Source organism: Levilactobacillus namurensis DSM 19117 (assembly GCF_001434785.1).
In the GTDB taxonomy this organism is placed as follows: Bacteria; Bacillota; Bacilli; order Lactobacillales; family Lactobacillaceae; genus Levilactobacillus; species Levilactobacillus namurensis.
Genome location: NZ_AZDT01000025.1, coordinates 44,048 through 68,051, shown reverse-complemented (window position 1 = coordinate 68,051; position 24,004 = coordinate 44,048). Strand labels below are relative to the sequence as shown.

Below are 24,004 nucleotides of genomic sequence, written 5' to 3'. Positions count from 1 at the left end.
CCCCCCCCGCCACTAACGCGACGAGTCCTAACATGATCCGTTCAAAATGTCTCATTTTGCGCATCCCCCTTTACGCCCCATTATACGCGTTAATTGACCCACTTTGTGATTTAGGGCTCACACAATATCAATCCTCAGTAAAAGCCACCGTCTAAACTGATAGCAGGGTATTTCAGCAAAATAAAAAGACGGTGCCCTAGACACCGTCTCCCTTATTTCCGTCGATCGCCACGTCGGTCGGCGCTTAGTGCGTTCTGTTGTTTCCGGAACTTTTCGAAAGTCGCATCCCGCTGTTTCTGGTTCTTCCGGGAATTTTCTCGTTTAGTATATTTCATGCTTTCGTCGCCTCCCTTTCCGTTGTGTTATGCAAATACTATATAACGAAACGCGGCTAGACGCAAGATTTACGTTCGCCCAGGCCTCCGTTAGGCACCCCAATCAACGACATCCCTAGGCCTAAAAAACGGCTGAGCCCCGCGGCCCAACCGTTTCTTCATTTCACATTATTCAACCGTAACACTCTTAGCCAAGTTCCGGGGCTTATCCACGTCCAGGCCCTTGTTCAAGCTGGTGTAGTAAGCCAGTAACTGAGCAGGCACCACACTCAAGAGTGGCATTAACATCTCGTCAACGTCAGGCAGTACCAGGTTGTCGCCTTCGATGGCTAACCCCTGCCGGGCGATAGTCATGGTGTTCGCACCCCGTGCCATGGTCTCTTGCAAGTTGCTCCGCGTCAGACCAGCCGTCTTGGCTTGCGTGATGAACCCGATCACTGGTGTACCGTCCTCGATCAAGGCAATCGTTCCGTGCTTCAGTTCACCAGAAGCGAACCCTTCAGCTTGGACGTAGGAGATTTCCTTGAGCTTCAGCGCGGCTTCCAACGAAACCGCGTGGTCGATTCCCCGGCCAATGTAGAAGGCCTTCGGTGACTTCATCAGGTAGTCGTTCGCCAACGCTTCGATCGTGGCTTTTTCGTCCACGATCGCCTGCATTCCCGTTGCGACCAAGCCCAACTGTTGCCGAACGTTGAAGTTCTGGGCAATGATTTGTCCGTTAACTTCACCTAAAGCCTTAGCCAGGATGGCTTCCAGCGCAATCTGTGCCGTGTAAGCCTTAGTCGAAGCCACGGCAATTTCTGGGCCGGCGTGCAACAGCAACGTGTAGCTCGCTTCCCGAGACAGCGTTGAGTTCTGGACGTTGGTAATCGTCAGACTAGGGTAACCCGCGTCGTTAACGTTGACCAACACTTCCCGACTATCCGCAGTTTCTCCGGACTGCGTCAAGAAGATGAAGAATGGCTTATCGGACAGCATAGGTTGTTCGTAAGCGAATTCGGAAGAAACGTGTACTTCCGTTGGGATGTGGGCTAAGCGTTCAAAGAGCCGCTTCCCAATCAAGCCGGCGTGGTAACTGGTCCCGGCACCCACGATGTATAACCGGTCAGCTGCCTGCATGGCCTTGATCAGCTTGTCGTCGATTTGTGGTTCGCCGTGTTCGGACAGGTAAGTCTGGGCCAACTTCCGCATCACGTTAGGTTGTTCGTCAACTTCCTTCAACATGTAGAAAGGATAGGTCCCCTTGTCCGTCTCGTCAGCGTTCATGTCGACGTGGTACGGCTTCCGTTCAACGGTCTTGCCGGCCGCATCCTGGATGTGCACCGTGTCTGGCGTAACCGTCACGACTTCACCGTCCATGATTTCTAAGAAGTCATGGGTTTCCCGTAACATCGCCATGGCATCGGAGCAGACCACGTTAAAGCCGTCAGCGACCCCAATCAGTAAGGGACTCTTGTTTTTGGCTACGAACAGCGTATCTGGTTGTTCCCGGTCCATCAGTAAGAAAGCGTATGAACCTTCCAACAGACCCAATGCCTTTAAGAAGGCCGCCTTAGCGTCCAAGTGGTCTTCTACGGCGAACTTGTCGATCAGTTGAACCACAACTTCGGTATCCGTTTGGCTCTTAAAAGGTACGTCGCTTAAGTATTGTGCCTTGATTTCTTGGAAGTTATCGATCACACCGTTGTGAACCAAGTAGAAGCGGTCGTCGTTCGAAAAGTGTGGGTGCGCATTGTCCACACTCACCACGCCGTGCGTAGCCCACCGCGTATGGCCGATCCCCGTGGATCCGTGAACGTCCGGCGTAATCTTTTCGCGTAATTGCGAGATCCGGCCCTTGGTCTTGACCAAGTAGTCGTTGCCCTTCTGATCGTTCACGTAGATTCCAGCAGAGTCATAGCCCCGATACTCCAACTTTTGGAGACCTTCCACTAAGATTTTAACGGCATTATCGTTTCCCGTAACCCCAACAATTCCACACATAATTCGTCTTCCTTTGCTCGACCGGTTTCTGAAAAACAGGCGGTCGGATTAGTTTAGTAGGTCAATGAACGAGCTTTCATGAAAATTGGTATAGACTGAAACAGTCTGAAAGCTATTCCTGAATGACTATACTTTACAGCCTTCCAGCAGGGTTGTCAATTAATAAAAGCTAAAATGGTATATCAAACTTTTAATATTTACTTAAGGTCGCTGAAAATTCAGGACATCCCACGTTTTTCGCCCCGGCCCCCACTTAACCGTTCAGATGACAAATCAGCCCGCAGAAGGCGACCTCCTACGGGCTGATTCACGACTCACTATACTGATTTATCGATGCTAGTCGACGCCGACTTCGGCCCGAACCACATCCGCAATACGTTCTACGTAGGTCGCAACGGCCTCTTCAGTTGGGGCTTCCGCCATCACCCGCAACAGGGGTTCCGTCCCGGAAGGCCGAACTAAGATGCGGCCGTCACCGTTCATTTCCTTTTCAACCGTGGCAATCATGGCCTGAACTTGCGGGTTGTTCAACGCCGCTTGCTTGTCGGCCACCTTCACGTTGACTAATTTCTGAGGATAAGTCGTCACATCCGCCGCCAGCTCGGACAGCTTCTTGCCCGTTGCCTTCAGGACATGCAACAGCTGCAGACTAGTCAACAGGCCGTCACCCGTGGTGTTGAAGTCTAAGAAGACCACGTGACCGGACTGCTCACCACCCAGGTTGTACCCGGACTTCAGCATTTCTTCGACCACGTACCGGTCTCCGACCTTAGTCTTCACGGACTTCAAGCCGTGTGCTTCCATGGCCTTATACATCCCCAGGTTACTCATCACCGTGGTGACGATGGTGTCCTTCTTCAACCGACCGTGTTCCGCCATGTACTTCCCACAGATGTACATGATCTTATCCCCATCGACCAAGTTTCCTTGTTCGTCAACCGCGATACACCGGTCACCGTCACCGTCGAAGGCCAAGCCGATCTGAGCACCCTTTTCAACCACGAACTTTTGTAAGTTCTCGGGGTGCGTTGAGCCAACTTGGTCGTTGATGTTGACGCCGTTAGGGGACGTTGCCATGGTATCGAAGTCCAGGTCGAAGTCCGCGTACAACCGGGAAACCAACCCACTGGTGGCCCCGTTAGCGGAATCGACGGCGATGTGCAGCCCACTCAGTTCATCGGAAATGGTTTGTTCCAGGAACTGAATGTACTTTTGGCTGCCTTCGGAGTAGTCTTCTACGACACCTAAACCGTCCGTGGAAGGCCGTGGGAGGTCGTCTTGTGGCGCATCCAACAAGGCTTCGATCTCTTCTTCCATCTGGTCGGACAGCTTGAAGCCATCGTTACCGAAGTACTTGATTCCGTTGTATTCGGCGGGGTTGTGGGAGGCCGTGATCATGACCCCGGCTGCCGCCCCCTGCGTCCGGACCAGGTACGCAACGGCTGGCGTGGTAATCACGCCTAACCGCAGAACTTCGATTCCCACGGACAGTAAGCCCGCTACCAGTGCGTTCTCCAACAACTGACCGGAGATCCGCGTATCCCGGGCCACTAAGACCTGGGGATGCTTGTTTTCGCTATCGGCGTGCTGGGTCAAGACGTAGCCGCCAAACCGGCCGACTTTAAAAGCTAACTCGGGCGTCAAATCTTGGTTTGCGACTCCCCGAACACCATCAGTTCCAAAATATTTCATGACAAAAACTCCTCATTTCTCAAGATTAACTTCTTTATTTCTGACTAGCCTTGACCGTGACTTGAATGGTGGCGGGATCAAACGCCGTCACATCATTATCGTTGGTATCTAAGGTCACAGTCTTAGTCGCCTGGCGCTTCACATCACTCACGTCCACGTCGACTTGGCAATTATCCAACGCCTTTAATTGCGCCGAACTGCCGAAAGCCTTCACGGAAGTCGTGCTGCTACTTAGTTTATACGTCTTTCCGGACGCGCCGTTCTTGGCGTTCAGCTTCACATCAACTTTCTTGCTGGCACCCTTGGACGTAATCGGCAAGTTCACCGTCGTGGTCGACGGCGTCAAAATCACGTTGACCGTCTTCCCGCTCTTGTCTAACGCCTCGATCACCGCCTGACTATTCAGCGTCTTCTTGGTATTCTGCGGAACCGACAACTGGGCGATGACTTGGCTGACCCGCGCAATTTCGTTGGCCGCTCCAGTCGCCTTCACGCTGGTCACATCCGTGGTCGGCTTTCCAGCCGTGTAGCCCGCCGCAATGTTTTGCTGGTTAAAACGCACCTTGACGGGGAACGAGACCGTCCGGCGGGGTTCAATATCCACCGTGATCTTTTCCGGATTGATCGTGGATTGAATCTCACGATTGAGCCCCTCCTGATGCAACGTCACCCGATGCTTACCCGTTCCTAAGTCGCTCAGGCTGGCATAGACTTTAAAGTTCTGGGTATTGGCCGTCGTCGTGACTAACGCCAACGGGCCCTTCAACGTCACCTTGACCCGTTCCGGGTAGCCGGTCACAAAGTACTTATTACTATTCACGTTTAACTGTAACGGCACCGAGACCGTGACCGTCTTGGTCGCCGTCAACGAGGTCTTCCCCGAGTTCGTCGCCTGTTGGCCACTGGACGACTGGGTACTGTTCACGTATAAGAACAGCAGGACAGCCAAAATCAGCGCGAGAATCCGGTAGACCCAGGTGGTATAGTGCTCATTTTTCATTACCTGCGCCCCCTATGAATGCGTTGATCAATCCAATCCAACGCGGTCTCTAAGATGTTATGGTTCGTCGCAGCCTCTTCGTTCACTAATTCGTGCCGCAAGAACTTCAGGTAATCTTCCTGCGTCAATCCCCGTAACAGTTCATTGTTCTTGGTGATGGACACTTCACCGGTCTCTTCGGAGATCACGATGGTCAACGCATCGGTCACTTCCGAGATTCCCACGGCCGCCCGGTGACGAGTTCCCAATTCCTTGGGAATCAAGTTGCTTTCGGACAACGGCAGGTACGCCGCAGCCACGGCAATGCGGTTGTTGCGAATGATGACCGCACCGTCGTGTAAGGGTGTGTTGGGGATGAAAATATTGATCAGTAATTCACCCGTCAACTCGGCGTCCAACGTGATGCCCGTCTCGATGTAGTCTTCCAGTCCCGTGTCCTGCTGAATGGTCATTAACGCCCCAATCCGGCGTTTGGACATGTACTGGATGGCTTTATCCAGACCGGCAATCATCTTGTTAGCGGCCTCATTTTCATGCCGCATACGCACGAATAACGAGCCCCGGCCTAAATGTTCCAGGCCCCGACGAATTTCGGGCTGGAAAATGATGATGACCGCAATGACACCCCAATTAATCACTTGGTCCATCAACCAAGCCACCGTATTCAAGCCAAAGTAACTACTCAGAACTTTGACCACCAGGATCAAAATGACACCCCGGAAGAGTTGGATGGCTTTGGTCCCCCGCAACATCACGATCAGTTCGTAAATCACGAACCAGACCACGAGGATGTCCAGAATGTTGACCAAATTTCCTAACGTTAGGAGATTTTCCCAATTTAGGTTCATTTTTTCCCCTCCAAATCGAATTCAAATTTCATTATATCACGGCCCCTATCTTTCCGCCTTAATTCTCCCCAATGCCACCAAATTCTTGCGAATCTCGTCCTAAATTTGCATAATTTCTTAAGACCGCGCAAAGTTTCCTAGCCCCTTAAAGTTTTCTGGTAAGATAGAGAGCGTATTCTAAGAATTGCCACCTTATTCGCTGTAAAATAGAGAAGAGGTGAGCAATGAACTCACGGGAAAGGACGGTGATGGCCATGAATCAGCGCGCACGATGGGAAATTCGGGGATTCTTTGCCCTGTGGTTGGGCTTCCTGTTCTTCCGCGTCCACGACCCGTTCTCCTTCCTGCTGCTGAATACCTTTCTGGGGTACCTCCCCATTGAACTGAGCTTCCACCTAGGGGCCCACCGCCCCAAAGCGGTCTGGTTATTCTGGCCCCTAGTCATCATCTGGCTGCTGTTCTATCCGAACGCCCCCTACCTGCTGACCGACTTGTTCCACTTATCGCTGCTGAACCCTTACGCTGCTAGCGGCCTACTCCGGGTCACGCCGCATATCTGGATCTACTTCACCTACATGATGCTCAGTGCCCTAGGATGCGCCTTCTTGGGCTTCTGGAGCCTGAATTACGTCAGTGAAAGCATCGCTCAGCGAATCGCCCGGGGCAACGGTCTGGTCCGCTTACTGGTGGTTCTGACGTTAACCGTACTATCGTCTATCGGTGTCTACATTGGTCGCTTTTTACGGATTCACACCATCTACTTATTCCTGAATCCGGAGCAATTCATTCAGCCATTATTGACCATGTGGACCTACCATCTCTGGATCTTTGTTCTCCTGATGACGGTCCTCCAGCTCTTCTGCTACTGGATCTTGCACCTGATCATGACGGCGCGCAATACCACTAACGACTAATCTTTCTAAAATAAACGGAGCCCGGGATACCAATCCCAGGCTCCGTTTTTTATCCCCATAACAATATGGTACCAAGGGCAGACTGCGGTAGTCATCCGCCTTACCGGTTGGGCCTGAAGAGGCTGGAGCGTGGTGGGCACAACTACAAGCCGAGGGGACGGCCGATCATCACCACGGTATTGTTTTAAGACTGGTTCTAATAAAGCGATGTAGATGTCCAACCTTCAATGCCACATAAACCACGGTAACTCAAAAAAAGCTCGGTAAAACCGTTTGGGTTTTACCGAGCTACGCTTTGTCATTTTAAGGACTACTCGCCCTCGTCGTTATTCATGGACATCACCAGCACGTTTTCCGCGTAATTGACATATTGCCGGAGATGCGTCGCCATGGTCCACGAGATGTTGCCCGCTTCTAAGAGCGATTGTATCCCCGCCCGTTCAGCACTTAACGCCCGAATCCGCAGCTTGTTGAACTGCCGCTGATACTCGTCCTCGTGGGACGGTCCCGCGGCCGCTTTAGCCCGCTCGATTCGGTTCCGGTAATGCACGATCAGGTGGTAGATGGCCTGGTTATCGAACTGGGTCTCATCTACGTCTTCTCTAGCCAGGTACTGCGACAGTGCCTTAATGGCCGCCTTCGACGTCTCCCGTTCTACTAAGTTTCCTTCCGCGTGGAGCCGGTCCGTATCTTCCGAATGCAACCAGTACGCCGTGTTCCGGAATAGGTGCTTAAAGAATTGAATCCAATACCGCATCACACTGGGCAACGTTCGGCCAGTCGCCTGCGTTAACCGGCTCTCTAACCGTTCGATCCGCCGTACCGCCCCAACGTAGCTGGTCTGGGTAATCTGTTCATTTTTGCGCATCGCCTTTAACGCCACGCGCTCACCATCAATCGCCACTTGTCGGAGCTGCAATTCGTCACTTAGGACCTTTTGCATGGTAGCATCCGCCCGGTAGTTCATTTCAAGTCGCCGAATCACGAACTGGTAATCCAAAATCAAGTCGTAGGCCGCCCGCTGATTAATGGGTCGCCGTAACTCCTCAATCTTAGAAATCGCTAACCGCATGATGTAGGCTCGGGCTTCGTCTTCACTGATCTGCCGCACGCCATCATCCAGGTCATCAAAATCATCGTCTTCGTCCGCCAGGTCCAAATCATCGTTGAGGTCATCGCTGACACTCGCCCGCGTTTGAAGGGGCTGACTTGAACTCGAAATCAACGGTAACGTGACCGTTGCCGCGACCAGACTAATAATGATGACCCCGGAGGCCACGAACAACATCAACGACCGGGTCGGGAACCCCGCCCCGCTCGCGATAGTCAACGGTACCGAGAGAACCCCGGCCATGGTCACGGCTCCCCGAACCCCGGAGAGGCCCGACAGGATAGCGGTACGGAAACTAGGCCGGTCGGCGTTATGATCCCGCAACCGTTTGACCAGCACGTAACCATAGGTCCAGACCGTCCGAATCCCCAGGATGACTACCCAGGTGCCGACCGCAAATAGGAAGGCTTCGCCCGTGTTGAACTGGCCGCCCTTGATGACTTGCGAGGTCGCTACGGGTAATTCGATTCCCAGGATCACGAACACGATTCCATTCAACGAATAGATAATAATATCCCAAACTTTTTCCGTGACCAGCTTTAGCTCTGGTGAATCTTCGACCACTTGGCTCTCCCGAGCATGGTACAAGACTCCCGCCGTGACCACCGCAATCACTCCCGATGCATGGGTAATTTCTTCGGTCACCAGGTAGACCACGAACGGCGTGGCCAACTGCAGCACCGTGTTAAAGACTACGTCATCGATGCCTTGTCGGCGTAACACGTCCATCAGTAACTGAATGGCGGTCATCATAATCAGGCCGGCTAAGAACCCGACAATACTGATATAGAAGAAATCCCCAACCGCAGTCCCCATGGAGAAGGCCCCGGTCACGGTCGCCGCAATCGCGTATTTAAAGGCAATCAGGCCACTGGCATCGTTGATCAAACTTTCCCCGCTGACCAGGTGCATCAGACTCTCCGGTAACTTGGCTTGCTTGGAGATTGACTGCACCGCCACCGGGTCGGTGGGTGAGAGAATAGCTGCCAGCGCAAAGGCCACGGTCAACGGCATCTTAGGAATCAACCAGTAGATCAGGTAGCCTCCCAAAATGGTGGTCAAGAAGACCAGCCAAATCGCGTTGGCAAAAATCGGCCCCCGCAGACGCCATAATTCGCGCCGTGGGAAGCGGCGCCCATCGTTATACAACAAGGGCGCAATAAATAAGAGTAAAAACCAGTCAGTTTCCAACTGAATCTGAAAATGCCAAGTCAGAGCCACAATCAGGCCCAGGGCAATCTGAATCAGACTGACTGGAATAAACGTGAGGTAGTGACTGATGATATTGGATAGGAGGACTAACACAATCAGTAAAATCACTGCTTCAACTATGGGCAAATGAGGTCCCCCCTTCTGAGACTATGCCTGTGGGTCTTCACCAATAATCCGAACTTCGGTCTCCAAGTGCACCTGGTTCTTCTCCCAGATGACGGCTTGGATATGGTGAATTAAGTCTAAATAATCCGTGGCGGTCGCGTGGTCGATGTTCACGATGAACCCAGCGTGCTTGGTCGACACCTGCGCGCCGCCCCACTTCAAGCCCTGTAAGCCGGCTTCTTGAATCAACTGACCGGTATAGTGGCCCGTTGGTCGTTTGAAGACACTGCCACAAGACGGTAACTCCAAGGGCTGCTTGGCCGCTCGTCGTGCATTCAACTCGTCCATCTGGGCTTGAATCGCCGGTTTCTCACCCGGCGTTAGGGTAAAGGTCGCCGCTAGGACGATGTCGTGGTAGTCCTGCACGGAACTGTGCCGGTACCCGAAGTCCATCTCCGCTAACGACAGCGTGCGAATCTCACCCTGCGGTGTCAGGACTTCGACGGAAGTGGCGACGTCGCTGATCTCGCCACCGTAGGCTCCCGCGTTCATGAAGACGGCCCCGCCAACGCTACCGGGAATCCCGGCAGCCCATTCGAAGCCGCTCAAGGCGTTGGCCTGGGCAACCTGAGTCGCCTTGATCAAGGCCGCCCCCGCCGCTGCCGTCACCGTGTGGTGGGTAGCATCGGCAGTGATCTGGTCCATCTTGGTCAGAATCATGACCAAGCCACGAATCCCGCCATCCTTCACGATCAGGTTACTGGCGTTCCCGATAACCGTTACGGGTAACTGTTCCTGGTTCGCGTACGCTAACAGGGACTTGGTCTCTTGAATGTTAGTCGGGAAGGCCAGGTAATCGGCCGGCCCGCCGGTTTTCGTGTGGGTGTAGTGCGCCAATGGCTCATGGCGTAAAATTTTAATTGCTGGAAAAACTGTTGCAAGATCTTCTGCCATCATAATTGTTCGTATCCCTTCGTTTCACCAAAATTCCGCCCGTTAGACCAACTCTCAGGCCGAACGTGGTTGACACTCATAGAACTATTTTAGCATGAATTCCCATCAAACAACACGTTGAAGGCCCCGAAAGCGGTCACCTCCCATTTTCTGGTATACTAAGAACTGTCCAGAACCAACCAATAGTGATGGCCATCGCCTTACCGGACGGTCAGCCGGTGAAATTAGCGTTAGCCGAGTGGTCTTCTCGGCTTAGGCTAAGGCCGAGCTTTAAGACGGGCGGGCTTTGCGCGGCTTAAAGTCGTGCCCACTGGCGTCACGGCCCTGCCAATCGGCTACCGGGGCCGGATTCACCCGACAATGTTGTTTCTGGGCAGATTCCTAAGGATTCTTTGGAGGTGCTTTTGTTGAAATTTATTTCTTGGAATGTGAATGGTCTGCGGGCCATTGTGAAAAAGGGATTTGTTGATACTTTTCAGGACTTGGATGCCGACTTCTTCGGGGTGCAAGAAACCAAGCTGCAAGCGGGTCAGATTGACCTGGACCTGCCGGGCTACTACCAATATTGGAACTACGCTGAACGCAAAGGTTACTCCGGAACGGCGCTGTTTACCAAGCACAAGCCCCTAAGTGTCCACTACGGTATCGACGCCCCTGACTTCGACCACGAAGGCCGGGCCATCACCCTCGAATATCCGGACTTCTACCTGTTGACCTGCTACACCCCCAATTCGGGGACTAAACTCAAACGTCTAGATTTCCGCATGGGCTGGGAAACGGCCTTTCTCGCTTACATCAACCAACTGAACGCGCAAAAACCCGTGATCTTCTGCGGTGACCTTAACGTGGCCCACCAAGAGATCGACCTGAAGAATCCTAAATCCAATCACCATAACGCCGGGTTCTCCGATGACGAACGCAACAAGTTCACCCACCTGCTAAGCAATGGGTATACCGACACGTTCCGGTACTTCTACCCCGATGTGACCGGCCACTACTCCTGGTGGAGCTACCGGTTCCACGCCCGGGACAATAACGCTGGGTGGCGCATCGATTACTTCATCACCAGCGATCGCTTGCAATCCCAGTTAAAAGACGCTAAAATTCTAGACCAAGTCATGGGATCTGATCATTGTCCCGTGGAACTGGTAATCGACGGGCTCACCGTCTAATTCTTCACTGAAAGGAAGCACGCCACGTGAATTTTGTTGCCATGGATTTTGAAACAGCTAACGGTAAACGCTACAGTGCTTGTTCACTCGCCTTGACCATCGTCCGCGACAGCCAAGTCGTCGACGAATTCTACTCACTGATCAAGCCCGATACGGACTTCTTCTGGCGTAACGTACAGATTCACGGGATCCACCAAGCCGATGTCGCCAACGCCCCCACCTTTCCGGAGGTCTGGGAGCACGTGGCACCGTTCTTCCAACGGGACCGGCTGGTGATCGCCCACAACGCCCCCTTCGATAACGGGGTGCTACGGAGCAGTCTCGAGCACTACCACCTGCCCTCCGCCCGGTACCTGACCCTAGACACGGTCAAGACCAGTCGGAAGTTCTTCCCTGAATTTCCCAACCACAAGCTAGATACGGTTTGCAACGAACTGGACATCGACCTGCACCATCACCACAACGCCCTCGACGATAGTCTGGCCTGTGCCAACATTCTCCTCTACCAGGCGAACCACTTCGGCACCCAACCGCTTAAGTCGTTCGTCAAGGTGACCGCCTAGGCACCACATTCAATTGAATAGTCAAATACCCTCGTCAGGCGTACTGGCGAGGGTATTTTTATGATTATTTTGACGTGTTATCGGTATCCGTTAACGGGAAGACCATCTCTACAGCCGTTACCGGCTTTCCCGCATCATCCCGCACGGTTTCGGGCGGCGTACTGGTCCGGACAAAGCCCATCTTTTGATACAGTCGCATGGCCGCGACGTTGCGCGTCTGTACGATCAATCCAATGGCCTCCAGCGAACTCGCTGTCTGTGCCCAGTACAGGGCTTCATCCACCAGCGCCGTCCCAATGCCTTGGTGCCAGTAGGCTTTCTCCACGGCCAGGCCTAACTCCCCCACGTTGCCTTGAGGGGTCGAGGCAATCGACAGGACCCCAATCAGTTGGGAGCCTAAGCTGGCCACCAGTAGCAGGTGGGACGTCGACCGTTCGATCTGGGCCAACTGGTCCGCTTCTTGAACGGCGCTCATGGGATCATCCGCATCCGCTAACGTAAAGGTGTCGCTCTCTTGCTGCAGGCGTTCTAGTAACTTTAAGAGTGGCCCGGCATCGGCCGCTTCGGGCAACCGAATCGCTACTTCATCGTTTTCACTCATCTGAATCCGCCTCCACCTGCCGAACCAACGCTTCAAAGTGTGCGCCGTGCGGTTCAAACGTCAACGTCCGCTGATTTTCACCCGCCGCATCGTCACGCTTGAAGATGATTCTTAAATACTCGCTGGGCAGTTCATCCGCAATGAACTGCGACCACTCGATGACGTTGACCCCGTCACCGTTGAAGTACTCTTCTAAGCCCAGTTCATCCCCACTGCCGTCTTCCAAGCGGTAAACATCCATATGGTAGAGCGGTAACCGACCGCCTTGATATTCGCGAATAATGGTAAAGGTCGGGCTCTTGACGTTCCGTTGAATGCCTAGCCCCGCCGCAAGCCCCTTGGTAAACGTGGTCTTGCCGGCACCTAAATCGCCATCGAGGAGAATAACGTCGCGGGGTTGCAGTCCCGGTGCGAGTTGCCGCCCCAGCGCCATGGTCTTCTCAGGACTAGTAACCGTGATTTCTAACATATGATGACCCCTTTTATCTCACAGATTTGTCTCCTTACAAATAATACCCGGATTAACGCCGAAGCGCAATCCGGGTATCTTACCGGTTAGGGTTTATGTCATTAAGCTAATGATTGAGCCGCCGTAATGATAGCGACCTTGTATACGTCCTCTTCGTTGCATCCCCGCGATAAGTCAGAGACAGGCTTGTTCAGACCTTGCAGGATCGGGCCAATGGCTTCAAAACCACCGAAGCGTTGGGCGATCTTGTAGCCAATGTTCCCAGATTGTAATTCAGGGAAGACAAAGACGTTAGCGTGACCGGCAACCTTTGAACCAGGAGTCTTTTGGGCCGCAACGGTTGGTACGAAGGCTGCATCAAATTGCAGTTCGCCATCAATTGGCAGTTCTGGTGCTGCTTCTTGGGCTAACTTCGTGGCTTCCTGGACCTTGGTGACCATGTCACCCTTAGCGGAACCCTTAGTGGAGAAGCTCAACAAAGCGACCTTAGGGTCAATGTCGAAGACTTTGGCCGTATGTGCACTCTCTACGGCTACTTCTGCCATGCCAGGGGCATCCAGTTCAATGTTGATGGCGCAGTCCGCGAAGACGAACCGTTGGTCACCCTTTTGCATGATGAAGGCACCAGAAATCCGCCGAACACCAGGCTTGGTCTTGATAATCTGCAGGGCTGGCCGAACCGTGTCCCCAGTTGGGTGGACCGCTCCAGAAACCATCCCGTCAGCCTGGTCCATGTAGACCATCATGGTCCCGACGTAATTCGGGTCCTTCAGCATCTCTTTAGCTTGTTCCGGCGTGTTCTTGCCCTTCCGCCGTTCTACTAAGGCGTCCAGCATGGCCTGGTGTTGGTCAGCCGGTAAGTTCTCAGGGTCCAAGAGCGTCAGTGGCTTAAGGTCGATGTTATTGGCCTGAGCCGTCGCGTCGATTTCGCTTTGCTTCCCTAAGACGATGGCTTTGATCAGCCCGTCACTGGCCAGACGGCTAGCCGCCCCTAGTACCCGTGCGTCTTCGCCTTCTGGAAAGACGATGGTTTTATGTTGTCCCGTAATTTTCTGCTTAAGACTATCAAAAAGCTCCATAGATGATGACCTCCATAAAATATCCTACGAATCAATTCTCTTCTGCTTGTGTCGAATGGGTATCCGGCCCCGTCGTATCAACCGTCACCTGTGCTGGTAACTGCCAATCGATGGGGGTCTCGCCTAATGATGTCAGTGCGATGTTGGTTTTGGAAAACGGCTTTGATCCGAAGAATCCCCGGTAAGCGGATAACGGACTCGGATGTGGTGATTGCAAGACAATGTTGGTCTTGGTATCAATCAGACTGATCTTCGAGCGAGCCGCTGCCCCCCAGAGGATAAAGACCACTGGTTCGGGTCGTTCGGATAGTTTCGAGATGGCAGCGTCGGTCAAACGCTCCCAGCCATGTCCCTTATGGGAAAAGGCGGCACCATCCCGCACCGTCAGGATCGAGTTCAGGAGCAAGACGCCCTGGTCGGCCCACTTCTTCAGGTAACCGTGGTTGACGGGCGTACAGCCCACATCATCCTGCAGTTCCTTGTAGATATTCTGTAACGATGGTGGCACCGCGGTCCCCGGCAACACGGAAAAGCTGCAGCCGTGAGCTTGCCCCGGATTGTGGTAGGGATCCTGTCCCAAGATGACCACTTTGACCTGGCTAAACGGCGTCCATTCGAAGGCCGTAAAGATATGGTACATGTCCGGGTCGATTCGGTAATGCTGATATTCGCTGACCAAAAACTTGCGCAGTTCTTGATAATAATCCTGTTCAAATTCCGGTTCTAGCACCGGCCACCAATCATTATGAATAAACGGTTTCATTCCCAACACCTCAAGGTTTATTCTATCATAATGTTTTCCGAAATGATATTATCGAATGTTCCGGGCGAAACATGGTAAAATGAAGAAAACTAGTGTCTGTTATTCCGCAGGCCGGCGACCACCGCGTCACCCCCTGCCAGTACACCATTGAAGGAGGTGTCCCGCGTCATGCGTCAACTCTATCTGAACCAGGCCGCACTGTCCGCCCGAGCCACAACAGTGATTCGGGACGCGGACAACCAATCACGCTATCTCTTAGTCGGTAAGTGGGGCCTGCGTTCCGACGTCCTGACCGTCTACCTGATTGACGGGTCACTGGAAGCGGAAGTCCGCCAAGAATCACTAGGGCTGCTCCCCCGCTTCCGGCTGGTCTATCACCGACAGACTGTGGGCCGGGTCAGCAAAACTCTGGGGGTCATCCGGGAAGTGCTCTTCGTCCGGGGGCTCAACTGGGTCATTATGGGGAACCTTAACAGCGGGAAGTTTCGCATCTACCACGGTCGCGACCTAATTGCGACCATTAGCCGGGTCACCGATAGCGGGGCCACGGTGGTCCTGACCGTCGACCAGCCCAGTCATGAAGGACTGGTCATCTGCCTAGCAGCCATCCTCGACCGCTGGGCCAAGCGTCAACAACACAGCCTCCAGCTGATCAAACGGCGGGGTTGGAACCCGGGGATGGCGTCCGAACCGCTCCCCTTCACCCCGCACCAAACTCACCTCAAAAAGGAGTCCTAATCACCAGTGTTGGTGACTAGGACTCCTTTAATCGTTAACGCTTAATAGTGTTTCATGACCCGGGCGATTTGCCGGTCTTGTTCACGCCGCTTCAGAGACTCACGCTTATCGTACTCGCGTTTCCCATGAGCGACCCCTAACAGGACCTTCGCAAACCCGTGCTTGAGGTAGACCTTCAGGGGGATCAAAGTGACCCCTTTATCCTGTGTGGCCAACCCCAACCGGTGAATCTGCTTCTTATGCAGCAGCAGTTTCCGGTTACGCAATGGGTCGTGGTTGAACCGGTTCCCTTGAACATACTCACTAATGTGGACGTTCATCAACCAAGCCTCATCGTTGCGAATCTGTGCGAACCCATCCTGAAGATTGATTCGCCGTTCACGTACAGACTTGATCTCGGTTCCGGTCAACACCAATCCCGCCTCGACCGTTTCGGTCACAGCATAATCATGCCGGGCCTTCCGGTTCTGTGCAAGCAGGTTGTCCGGCGTCTTTTTCGGTTTCTTTTTAGCCAAGTGTGCTCACCTCGCTTAGTGCCGGCCACCGTTTTGGCCGCCCCGGTTCTGACCACCATTGCGGTGGTTGTTCCCGGCGTGCCCACGATGATCCGTTGACCGGTTATTGTTGCTGGTCCGTTGGCCGTGATTACCATTGCGGTGGTTCCGGTTATTACCGTTACCGTTATGGCCGTTACCGTGCTGGTTGTTGCGGTTATTGCCGAAGCGTCCACGAGACCGGTGTTCCCGGTGAGGCAACAGGTCACTGACCGGTGCCTTTTCCGGATCCAACAGATCAAAGTCAATTTCACTTTGTTCCTTGTCCACGTGGATCACCTTGACCCGAATCGGTTGGCCAATCCGGTAAGTCCGCCGCGTGTTCCGACCGACTAAGGCCAGGTACTTTTCAACGTATTCGTAGTAATCATCCTGCATCCGGCTGATATGGATCAGGCCTTCGATCGTGTTCGGCAATTCCACAAACATCCCGAACTTCATTACGGAACTGACCACCGCGTCGAACTCTTCACCCACATGGTCAGCCATGTATTCGGCCATCTTCATGTCGTTGGTACTCCGTTCAGCGTCGATCGCCCGCCGTTCCATTTCAGACGTGTGCGTCCCAATCTCTTCCAAGATGGGGCCAAACTTCTCTTTAGAGGCCTGGTTGATTCCGTGATCCGCGTAGTAGTGAATCATCCGGTGAACCATGGTATCTGGGTACCGCCGAATTGGTGAGGTGAAGTGGGTGTAGAATTCCGCCCCTAACCCGAAGTGTCCCAAGGATTGGTCACTGTACCGGGCCTGCTTCAAGCTCCGTAACATCATCACGGAAACCATAGCTTCTTCCGGCTTACCCGCAACTTGCTTCAGAACGCCTTGCAACATCTTAGGCCGCAAGTGGTTCGGGTCACCCTTAACGTTGATTCCGAAGGCCGTCAAGAATTCGAAAAAGCTCCGAACCCGGTCGCCATCTGGCGTTTCGTGAACCCGGTATAAGAACGGTACCTTTGCTCGGAAGTAGTGTTCCGCGACCGTTTCGTTGGCAGCCAGCATGAAGGATTCAATCATCCGTTCCGCCAAGCCCCGTGTCCGTAACTTCACGTCAATCGCGTGGCCCTTGTCGTCCACGATGATTTCGGCTTCCCGGTCATCGAAGTCAATGGCGCCCCGGTTCTTCCGGTGCTTCAAAAGAATCCGGTGCAGGTCACCCATGGTTTCGAACATCGGCACTAATTCCTTGTACCGGTCCATAGTAACGGGATCATGGGCTTCCAGGATCTGGTTCACACCAGTATAGGTCATCCGCGCCTTAGAGCGCATCACGGATGGGTGGATGCGATGCTTGACCACGTTTCCTTCATGGTCGATTTCCATCTCACAGCTCATGCATAACCGCAATTCGCCCTCGTTCAACGAGCAGATTCCGTTCGATAACCGCCGTGGCAACATTGGAATGACCCGGTCAGTCAGGTAGACACTGGTCCCCCGCTTGTAAGCTTCTTTATCGATCAAGGAGCCTTCCTTGACGTAGTGGGACACGTCCGCAATGTGAACCCCTAAATGGTAATTACCGTTAGGCAACTTCCACGCAGTGACCGCGTCATCCAAGTCTTTCGAGGACTCGCCATCAATCGTGACCAGGTCCTGGTCCGTGATGTCTTCTCGACCCTTAGCTTCTTCGGGTAAGACGTGATCTGGAATCTCATCGGCCGCTTGCAACACTTCTTCCGGAAATTCGGCTGGAATGTTGTGTTGGTAGACGATTTCCAAGATATCGATTCCGGGGTCATCCACACTCCCGATGACCTGCTTCGCAATCCCCACCATGGCTTCTGGGTGAGCATCGTTGGGGTATTCCGTAATCTCGGCCGTGACCACTTCGCCCGGAGTCGGTTTGAGCCCTACGGCCGTCACGTAAAACTTGTACTTCAATAACTTCTTATCCGTTAGCCGAACTTGGCCCACGTAACCCGCATCGTCGTCCGTCTGGATGAACTCACCCACGACTTGTTCGTAATGCCGTTCCGTAATCGCCACGACTTTACCTTCGGGGCCCTTGCCCGTCCGGGGGTCGCCGGCACGCACAATCTCAATGTTGACCGTGTCGCCGTTCAACGCCCGCATGGTGTTGTCGGGAGCGATGTAAGCGTCTGGTTCGATCTTATCGGGATCGTACTGGACGAAGCCAAAGCCCTTGTCGTTGCCGTGGAAGGTCCCACTCAGAATCTTCTGACTAGGGTCTAACTGGAAGTGGCCGTGTTCGGTCACCTGAACTAACCCGTCTCGTTCGAGTTGGGCCAGTTCCTGAACAATCAGCTTGAACGCCGCTGAACCATGGTAATGTAAGGCATCTGAGATGTCTTCAACTGTATAAGTTTCGTCCGCATGTGCGCGGAAGAACGCTGTTAAATCATTTTTTAAATTATCTTGCACTATGAATTCCTCATTATTTTTCAAAGATTAGGTGTAAAAACGTCAGTAAATCTTGTTCTAGGGCGTGATGGGCCGAATTAACGGTCAACACGTGACCAGCCCCAGCATACTCGTGGAACGTCACTTGGTCCTGCGGATACGCCTCGGCGAGCCACTTACCCGAACGGGGATCGATCATCTGATCGGCATCTCCCTGGGCAACGAACACGGGTTGGGTCACCCGGTCCAGATGGGTCGCTGTGGTATCCGCAAAGGCCTGAATCGCCGTGAGTTGAGCTGTCAAGTGGTCCTGTAACCAGGCCACCTTCTGGTCCTGTTCTTCCCCGACAATCTTTGCCTGACGATAAGTCGCCCGGGCCATCTGAATAAAGGCCGTAGGGACGTTCGTCTGCCCCCGGAAGATGACGGGCGACGCAATCGTCCCACCACCCACTAATTGGGGGTCTTCCATTAACGCCCGGGTCGCAAACAATCCCCCCAGCGACAGCCCAAAAATGGCAATCTGCTGGTAGCCGCGATCCCGTAACTGTTGAATCGCGGCCTGGGTATCGTGCCACCACTGTTGCGGTGATCCGGCCGTTAAGATGTCGGCCGGATCACCCGTGGCGTGACCCGTAAAGATGGGCGCCAAAACCGTATAGTTTTCGCTTTCTAACCGGCGCGCTAATAGCCGCATGTCGTTAGAACTACCCGAATAGGCGTGCAGTAAGATTACCGCGTGAGGACCCTGCTCGAAAAAGAGCGGGGTTGGTTTTCGAATCATGTAAAACCACCACTTTCCGCTATCGAAATAGTCTGTTTAAATTGGTTCGTCAGCTCGCTAAAACTGCGAATTTTACTAAAAAGCCTCCTGCGCTAAATCATGACAGGAGGCTTAAATCTCTAGTGTGAAGAAAGATATACTAAAGCCAGTGCCAGTGCAAAGAAGATTGCACCTAAGACAACTGTAACTTTTTGCATAAAGGCTTCAAACCCACGGGGCTTTTGCTTTGCAAAAAGATCATCCGCACCACCGGACAGTGCCGACAAAGCATCGTTTGTCTTAGCGGGCTGCATCATAACTGCAATAATGATCAAAACACTGACAATTAAAATACAGGTCATCAAAAAATTATACACAAATTTGCCTCCTACCTATCGAATAGGTCTAACTATACTCTCCCTAATCTATCATAATCAGCGCCGTTTTACCAGTCTTACCCTCGCTCAATCCTGAAAATGCGGGGGTAAAGTCGCGATTCGTTGCATTTCCTGCCGGACATAAGCGCGGTTCTGCTGATACGTCAGAATCACCAAACTGTCCCCGGCACGAATCAGGGTGTCCCCGTGGGGAATCACCTGCCGTTCGCCCCGACGGACACTGGCTAATAACGCATCCTTCGGCCACATAATATCACGAACCTGGACGCCCGCCAAGGCGGAATCTTCTCCGACCGCGAACTCGACCCGGTCGCTTAGCCCACTAGCATTGGGATCCGCTGGGGTAACCAGCTTCTCGAGCAGCGCTTCGTAGATGGGCGCGCCACCTAGTGAATCCACCGTAATATAAGCAATAATGGACACCACTGCCAAGGGCAAGAGGTGCCCCAGACTCCCGACCATTTCCGTAATCAACAGAATCGCGGTAAAAGGGGCCTTGGAGATGCCAGCAAAATAACCGGCCATCGCGTAGATCATAAAGTTAGCAATGTAGGCCGTTGGCAACCAGCCCACGGCGTTAAAGCTCCGCGCGCCAATGGCCCCCAGCAGCGCCCCCAAAGCCAAGATGGGCAAGAAGATGCCTCCGGGCAGTCCGGAATTATAACTAATCATGGAGAAGGCTAGTCGCAGGACAAAGAAGCCAATCAGCGGAAATAATAGCGGTGTGTGTTGCGCAAAGGTCACGATCATCTGGTTCCCCCCACCCAGCGTAATGGGCCATAAAAGCCCAACCGGGATCACGAGTAGGAACGGAATTACGCCATCAAACCGCCGAGGTAACCAAGTCAACTTAGCGTATAAAAAGCCGCCATGCAGCGTCCCCTGCTGGTAAACGTAGCCCAACAGGCCCAAGCCGACCCCTAGAATCAATAAGAGCCAGTAATACTTAAGGGGTAAAGCCCGCTGGTACGCGATGTGCAACACGGGGGTCAACCCGAAGACCTCACTGGAGACGAAGTCCGCAACCACGGCACTGGTCAGTGAAGTGACCCAGACCAACGTCGAGAAGCTGTGGTAGACCTCTTCGAGGATGAAGAGCGTCGAAGCGATGGGGGCGTTAAATGCCGCGGATAATCCCGCGGCGGCCCCACCCGCGATAAAGAGTCGCCGGCGACGGCCGGTTAGTTTCAATTGTGCCGCCATCCCTTGGGCAACGGTACCACCCAACTGAATCGAAGGCCCTTCCCGCCCTAGGAAAAGGCCTGACCCAATTCCGAGCACGCCACCCACGAACTTACGCCAGAGTACCGGCCACCAATGGTAATCAAGGTCGCCAGCCAACTGGCCTTCAATCTGGGGAATCCCGGACCCTTTGATCATGGGTTCCTGGCGAACTAAGCGCCCAATAAATAGGGCCACTAACACCAAAAGAATCGCCCACGGAACCAACCAGAGCGGATGTTGCCCCAACCAGCCGTACGCGATCTGCATGATCGTCAATAGGTGTTCAATTAAAAGACGAAACAAGCTTACGACACAGCCAGCCCCTAATCCCACCAGGCTTCCGAACCCGATGGCACGCAGACGGGTAAAGTCACGCTGCGTCCTTTCCTGCTTTTCCATTCAAACATGCCCCCAGAAAATAGTCTGTTCCTAGTTTATCACAGATTGGGGCGTCATTAGTGACGTAATCGTCGGTAACGGTAGCCAACCAGCGAACCTAGGGCTAGTAGGCCACCCCATGCCCAGGTCGTGGGGGCTTGTTCGCTGGTCTGTGGCAAGCGATTTGCCGTCTGCGCTTGTGATTGAGAGTGCTTAGCCCGGGAGCTGTGCTGCGACCAGTTCCCAGCGGTTGCGGGGACTTCCGGCCAGTCTAGGGCGTGGGCCACACTATCTGTGCTTGTACCATCCGTTGATGGCCGCACTGGGCGGTGAGTACGCTTCGACTGAGATGCATGTCCCGTAGCTGCCGCCGTGACCGCAGTTGGTGAAAAGACCGTGTGTGGGAGCCGAGGACGGCTGGGGCGCACGGCAAGTTGCGGAACTGGGTGAGAACCCGCTGGTGCCGAGTCCCCCGGCTGCACCGTCATCACCGGTGGTTCAGGCTGTAAGTCCGGATTCAATGGTCGCTGGTTCCCGGACTCAATCGGTTGCTCGGGGACCACCGGTGCTGGCTGTGGATGCAACGGCACGGCCGGGACTTGTGGTTCTGCTGGCGTTACTAATCCTGGGCCCGGTTGTGGGTCTGGCGTAACCACGCCTGGTTTGGACTCTGGTCCCGGATTGACTCCGAGTTCCGGCCCCACTTCTGAGTCTGGTCCGGCGTCCACTCCTGGTTTTGGCTCCAGTGGCTCCGGCAACGGGCTCGGTTCAAGTTGCTGGTTCGGTGTAGCCGGAGCACTCCCGATGACTTCAAAGCTAAACTTCACGGTCTGATTCTCCTGGACCACCCGCTGACTGCCCTCAACTCTTTTGACTTGATAACCCTTTTCAGGATGGGGCAGTACGTAGCCTCCTAAGCTGGGATGGACGGCGTCTGTATGCCACTTCAAGTCTCGGGGATAGAACGTCATTACGTTTACCTTAACCTTTTTCCAGCGACTATCATAGATCCAATCAACCATGGTTCGTCCGTCCTGTTGATAGACCCCACTCAGATACGGCGCAACGCCCATGAACTTAAGCTTTTCGAGCCCATTCGCCTCTCCAATTTGCTTGACCTTCACCGTCTTATAAATATAGTCAGCCTCACTACCGTCTGAATTCCAAGCTAAAATCCGGTAATTCACCTGACACTCGTCCGCGTGGGCCTCGTCCGCATGGGCCGTAACAGCCCCGAAATTCCCCCAAACGCCGGCAATCGCCACGCTCAGTCCCCATATCCACTTTTTCCACATCATCCTTGACGCCTCCTTCGATACTGCTAATTCCGTAGAAGACACTTCGAATATCGAAAATGGGGATAAAAAAATAACGCCCATTCTCAGAATGGACGTCATTTTAAAAGTCATAAATTACTTGTTGATGATGGCTTCACGCGCATCTTCGCTCAAGTTGTAGAAGGAGTGGATTCCCTTGTATTCGGAAGTCTTTCCTAATTGGTCTTCGATCCGCATTAATTGGTTGTACTTCGCGATCCGTTCGCCACGGCTCATAGAACCAGTCTTGATTTGACCAGCGTTCAAAGCAACAACTAAGTCAGCGATCGTAGTATCTTCAGTTTCACCAGAACGGTGAGAGATAACGGCCGTGTAACCAGCTTGCTTAGCCATTTCAACGGCTTCAACAGTTTCCGTCAAAGTCCCGATTTGGTTCAGCTTGATTAAGATGGAGTTAGAAACGCCCATCTTGATCCCCTTGGCTAAGTAGTCCGTGTTCGTAACGAACAAGTCGTCACCAACCAGTTGAACCTTCTTGCCAAGACGCTTAGTAGCCATTTGCCAGTCTTCCCATTCGTTTTCATCCAGTGGGTCTTCGATGGAAACAACTGGGTACTTGTCAACGATACCTTCAAGTAAAGTAACGAATTCTTCAGCGGTGTAGCTCTTGCCGTCACCCTTCAGTTCGTACTTCTTGGTGTCAGCGTTGTAGAATTCGGAAGAAGCACAGTCAAAGGCAATGGCAACATCCTTACCAGGAACGTAGCCGGCTTGCTTGATCGCCTTGACCAAGATTTCGAATGGTTCTTCGTTGTTCTTCAAGTCAGGAGCGAAACCACCTTCGTCACCAACGGCAGTGGAGTAACCTTCGTCGTTTAAGATGGACTTCAGGTTGTGGAACGTTTCAGAACCCATCCGGATGGCTTCCTTAACGCTCTTAGCACCAACAGGCATGATCATGAATTCTTGGAAATCAACCTTGTTGTTGGCGTGCTTACCACCGTTGATAACGTTCATCATTGGCGTTGGCAGTACGTGACCGTTGAAGCCGCCTAAGTAGTTGTACAGAGGTTGGCCTAATTCGTCAGCAGCAGCCCGTGCAGCAGCTAAGGAGACACCTAAGATTGCGTTGGCACCTAACTTACCCTTGTTAGGCGTACCGTCCAAGTCGATCATGGCTTGGTCGATTGCCCGTTGGTCAGTTACATCGTAGCCCACGATTTCCTTGGCGATGATGTTGTTAACGTTGTCCACAGCCTTGGTAACACCCTTGCCCATGAAACGACTCTTGTCGCCATCACGAAGTTCAACGGCTTCGTGTTCACCAGTAGAGGCACCAGAAGGAACGATCCCCCGGCCCATTGCACCGGCTTCGGTGTAGAGTTCAACTTCAACAGTTGGGTTACCACGAGAATCTAAGACTTCGCGTGCGTAAATATCAGAAATAATTGACATTTTTGAATTCTCTCCTTATGAGTTTGACTTCACGGGAACTAGAAACTCATCCCATGCT

22 protein-coding genes are annotated in these 24,004 nt (G+C 53.2%); 4 read left to right on the top strand and 18 right to left on the bottom strand.

The features are described 5' to 3' along the window. Nucleotides 1–212: 212 nt before the first annotated feature. From FD30_RS11850 to cdaA, 5 genes are all read right to left on the bottom strand, one after another. Nucleotides 213–335, bottom strand: coding sequence for a hypothetical protein (locus FD30_RS11850; RefSeq protein ID WP_263862306.1), 123 nt, complete (start codon nt 333–335; stop codon nt 213–215). Nucleotides 336–503: 168 nt separating this feature from the next. Beyond that, the gene (glmS, locus tag FD30_RS04940; RefSeq protein ID WP_024747705.1) at nt 504–2,318 is read right to left on the bottom strand and encodes a glutamine--fructose-6-phosphate transaminase (isomerizing); all 1,815 of its coding nucleotides are present in this window, start codon (nt 2,316–2,318) and stop codon (nt 504–506) included. A gap of 336 nt (nt 2,319–2,654) precedes the next feature. Then, nucleotides 2,655–4,010: a phosphoglucosamine mutase gene (gene glmM, locus FD30_RS04935; protein WP_024747704.1), complete on the bottom strand. Its 1,356-nt coding sequence runs from the start codon at nt 4,008–4,010 to the stop codon at nt 2,655–2,657. Between the two features lie 34 nt (nt 4,011–4,044). Beyond that, nucleotides 4,045–5,010, bottom strand: coding sequence for a CdaR family protein (locus tag FD30_RS04930; RefSeq protein ID WP_056944130.1), 966 nt, complete (start codon nt 5,008–5,010; stop codon nt 4,045–4,047). Continuing rightward, nucleotides 5,010–5,858 carry a diadenylate cyclase CdaA gene (gene cdaA, locus FD30_RS04925; RefSeq protein WP_024747702.1) on the bottom strand — a complete coding sequence of 283 codons (849 nt, stop codon included), beginning with the start codon at nt 5,856–5,858 and terminating at the stop codon, nt 5,010–5,012. Before cdaA ends, FD30_RS04930 begins: the two co-directional genes overlap by 1 nt. Nucleotides 5,859–6,082: 224 nt before the next feature. Between cdaA and FD30_RS04920 the strand changes: the two genes are divergently transcribed. Continuing rightward, entirely contained in the window at nt 6,083–6,772 is a 690-nt protein-coding gene (locus FD30_RS04920; RefSeq protein ID WP_225426523.1) for a DUF1361 domain-containing protein, read from the top strand. Between the two features lie 310 nt (nt 6,773–7,082). On the opposite strand, the gene FD30_RS04915 is transcribed toward FD30_RS04920, so the two are convergent. Together FD30_RS04915 and murB are read right to left on the bottom strand one after the other, a co-directional pair. Continuing rightward, on the bottom strand, nt 7,083–9,221 hold the full coding sequence (locus tag FD30_RS04915) for a cation:proton antiporter (RefSeq protein WP_056944129.1): 2,139 nt from the start codon (nt 9,219–9,221) through the stop codon (nt 7,083–7,085). Between the two features lie 21 nt (nt 9,222–9,242). Next, nucleotides 9,243–10,157 (bottom strand): UDP-N-acetylmuramate dehydrogenase, encoded by a 915-nt coding sequence (gene murB, locus FD30_RS04910; RefSeq protein ID WP_056944128.1) that lies wholly within the window; start codon nt 10,155–10,157, stop codon nt 9,243–9,245. A 404-nt stretch (nt 10,158–10,561) separates the two neighbouring features. Between murB and FD30_RS04905 the strand changes: the two genes are divergently transcribed. Further along, the gene (locus FD30_RS04905) at nt 10,562–11,326 is read left to right on the top strand and encodes an exodeoxyribonuclease III (protein ID WP_056944127.1); all 765 of its coding nucleotides are present in this window, start codon (nt 10,562–10,564) and stop codon (nt 11,324–11,326) included. A 26-nt stretch (nt 11,327–11,352) separates the two neighbouring features. After that, the gene (locus FD30_RS04900) at nt 11,353–11,889 is read left to right on the top strand and encodes a 3'-5' exonuclease (protein WP_024747697.1); all 537 of its coding nucleotides are present in this window, start codon (nt 11,353–11,355) and stop codon (nt 11,887–11,889) included. A gap of 64 nt (nt 11,890–11,953) precedes the next feature. Here the strand turns inward: FD30_RS04900 and FD30_RS04895 are convergent, their stop codons facing one another. The 4 genes from FD30_RS04895 to FD30_RS04880 all read right to left on the bottom strand — a co-directional run bounded on the left by FD30_RS04895 (nt 11,954) and on the right by FD30_RS04880 (nt 14,801). Next, nucleotides 11,954–12,490, bottom strand: a complete 537-nt coding sequence (locus FD30_RS04895) for a GNAT family N-acetyltransferase (protein WP_056944126.1) — start codon at nt 12,488–12,490, stop codon at nt 11,954–11,956. Continuing rightward, on the bottom strand, nt 12,483–12,959 hold the full coding sequence (gene tsaE, locus FD30_RS04890; protein WP_056944125.1) for a tRNA (adenosine(37)-N6)-threonylcarbamoyltransferase complex ATPase subunit type 1 TsaE: 477 nt from the start codon (nt 12,957–12,959) through the stop codon (nt 12,483–12,485). The genes FD30_RS04895 and tsaE overlap by 8 nt, the downstream gene beginning before the upstream one ends. A 101-nt stretch (nt 12,960–13,060) precedes the next feature. After that, nucleotides 13,061–14,038: a phosphate acetyltransferase gene (gene pta, locus FD30_RS04885; RefSeq protein ID WP_056944124.1), complete on the bottom strand. Its 978-nt coding sequence runs from the start codon at nt 14,036–14,038 to the stop codon at nt 13,061–13,063. Nucleotides 14,039–14,069: 31 nt separating this feature from the next. Beyond that, nucleotides 14,070–14,801, bottom strand: coding sequence for a uracil-DNA glycosylase (locus FD30_RS04880; RefSeq protein ID WP_024747693.1), 732 nt, complete (start codon nt 14,799–14,801; stop codon nt 14,070–14,072). Nucleotides 14,802–14,969: 168 nt separating this feature from the next. On the opposite strand from FD30_RS04880, the gene FD30_RS04875 reads away from it, so the two are divergent. Then, entirely contained in the window at nt 14,970–15,539 is a 570-nt protein-coding gene (locus FD30_RS04875; protein WP_225426506.1) for an LURP-one-related/scramblase family protein, read from the top strand. A 41-nt stretch (nt 15,540–15,580) separates the two neighbouring features. Here the strand turns inward: FD30_RS04875 and smpB are convergent, their stop codons facing one another. The 7 genes from smpB to eno all read right to left on the bottom strand — a co-directional run bounded on the left by smpB (nt 15,581) and on the right by eno (nt 23,946). Beyond that, complete coding sequence (smpB, locus tag FD30_RS04870) at nt 15,581–16,054, bottom strand: SsrA-binding protein SmpB (protein WP_056944123.1); 474 nt, start codon at nt 16,052–16,054, stop codon at nt 15,581–15,583. 15 nt (nt 16,055–16,069) lie between these two features. Then, nucleotides 16,070–18,472 carry a ribonuclease R gene (rnr, locus tag FD30_RS04865; RefSeq protein WP_056944122.1) on the bottom strand — a complete coding sequence of 801 codons (2,403 nt, stop codon included), beginning with the start codon at nt 18,470–18,472 and terminating at the stop codon, nt 16,070–16,072. 13 nt (nt 18,473–18,485) lie between these two features. After that, complete coding sequence (locus tag FD30_RS04860; protein ID WP_056944121.1) at nt 18,486–19,235, bottom strand: alpha/beta hydrolase; 750 nt, start codon at nt 19,233–19,235, stop codon at nt 18,486–18,488. Between the two features lie 119 nt (nt 19,236–19,354). After that, complete coding sequence (gene secG / locus FD30_RS04855; RefSeq protein WP_024747688.1) at nt 19,355–19,591, bottom strand: preprotein translocase subunit SecG; 237 nt, start codon at nt 19,589–19,591, stop codon at nt 19,355–19,357. Nucleotides 19,592–19,678: 87 nt separating this feature from the next. Beyond that, entirely contained in the window at nt 19,679–21,235 is a 1,557-nt protein-coding gene (locus tag FD30_RS04850; RefSeq protein WP_056944120.1) for a ClC family H(+)/Cl(-) exchange transporter, read from the bottom strand. A 56-nt stretch (nt 21,236–21,291) separates the two neighbouring features. Then, the gene (locus tag FD30_RS04845; RefSeq protein WP_056944119.1) at nt 21,292–22,512 is read right to left on the bottom strand and encodes an LPXTG cell wall anchor domain-containing protein; all 1,221 of its coding nucleotides are present in this window, start codon (nt 22,510–22,512) and stop codon (nt 21,292–21,294) included. Nucleotides 22,513–22,626: 114 nt separating this feature from the next. After that, nucleotides 22,627–23,946 carry a phosphopyruvate hydratase gene (eno, locus tag FD30_RS04840; RefSeq protein WP_024747685.1) on the bottom strand — a complete coding sequence of 440 codons (1,320 nt, stop codon included), beginning with the start codon at nt 23,944–23,946 and terminating at the stop codon, nt 22,627–22,629. Nucleotides 23,947–24,004: the final 58 nt, after the last annotated feature.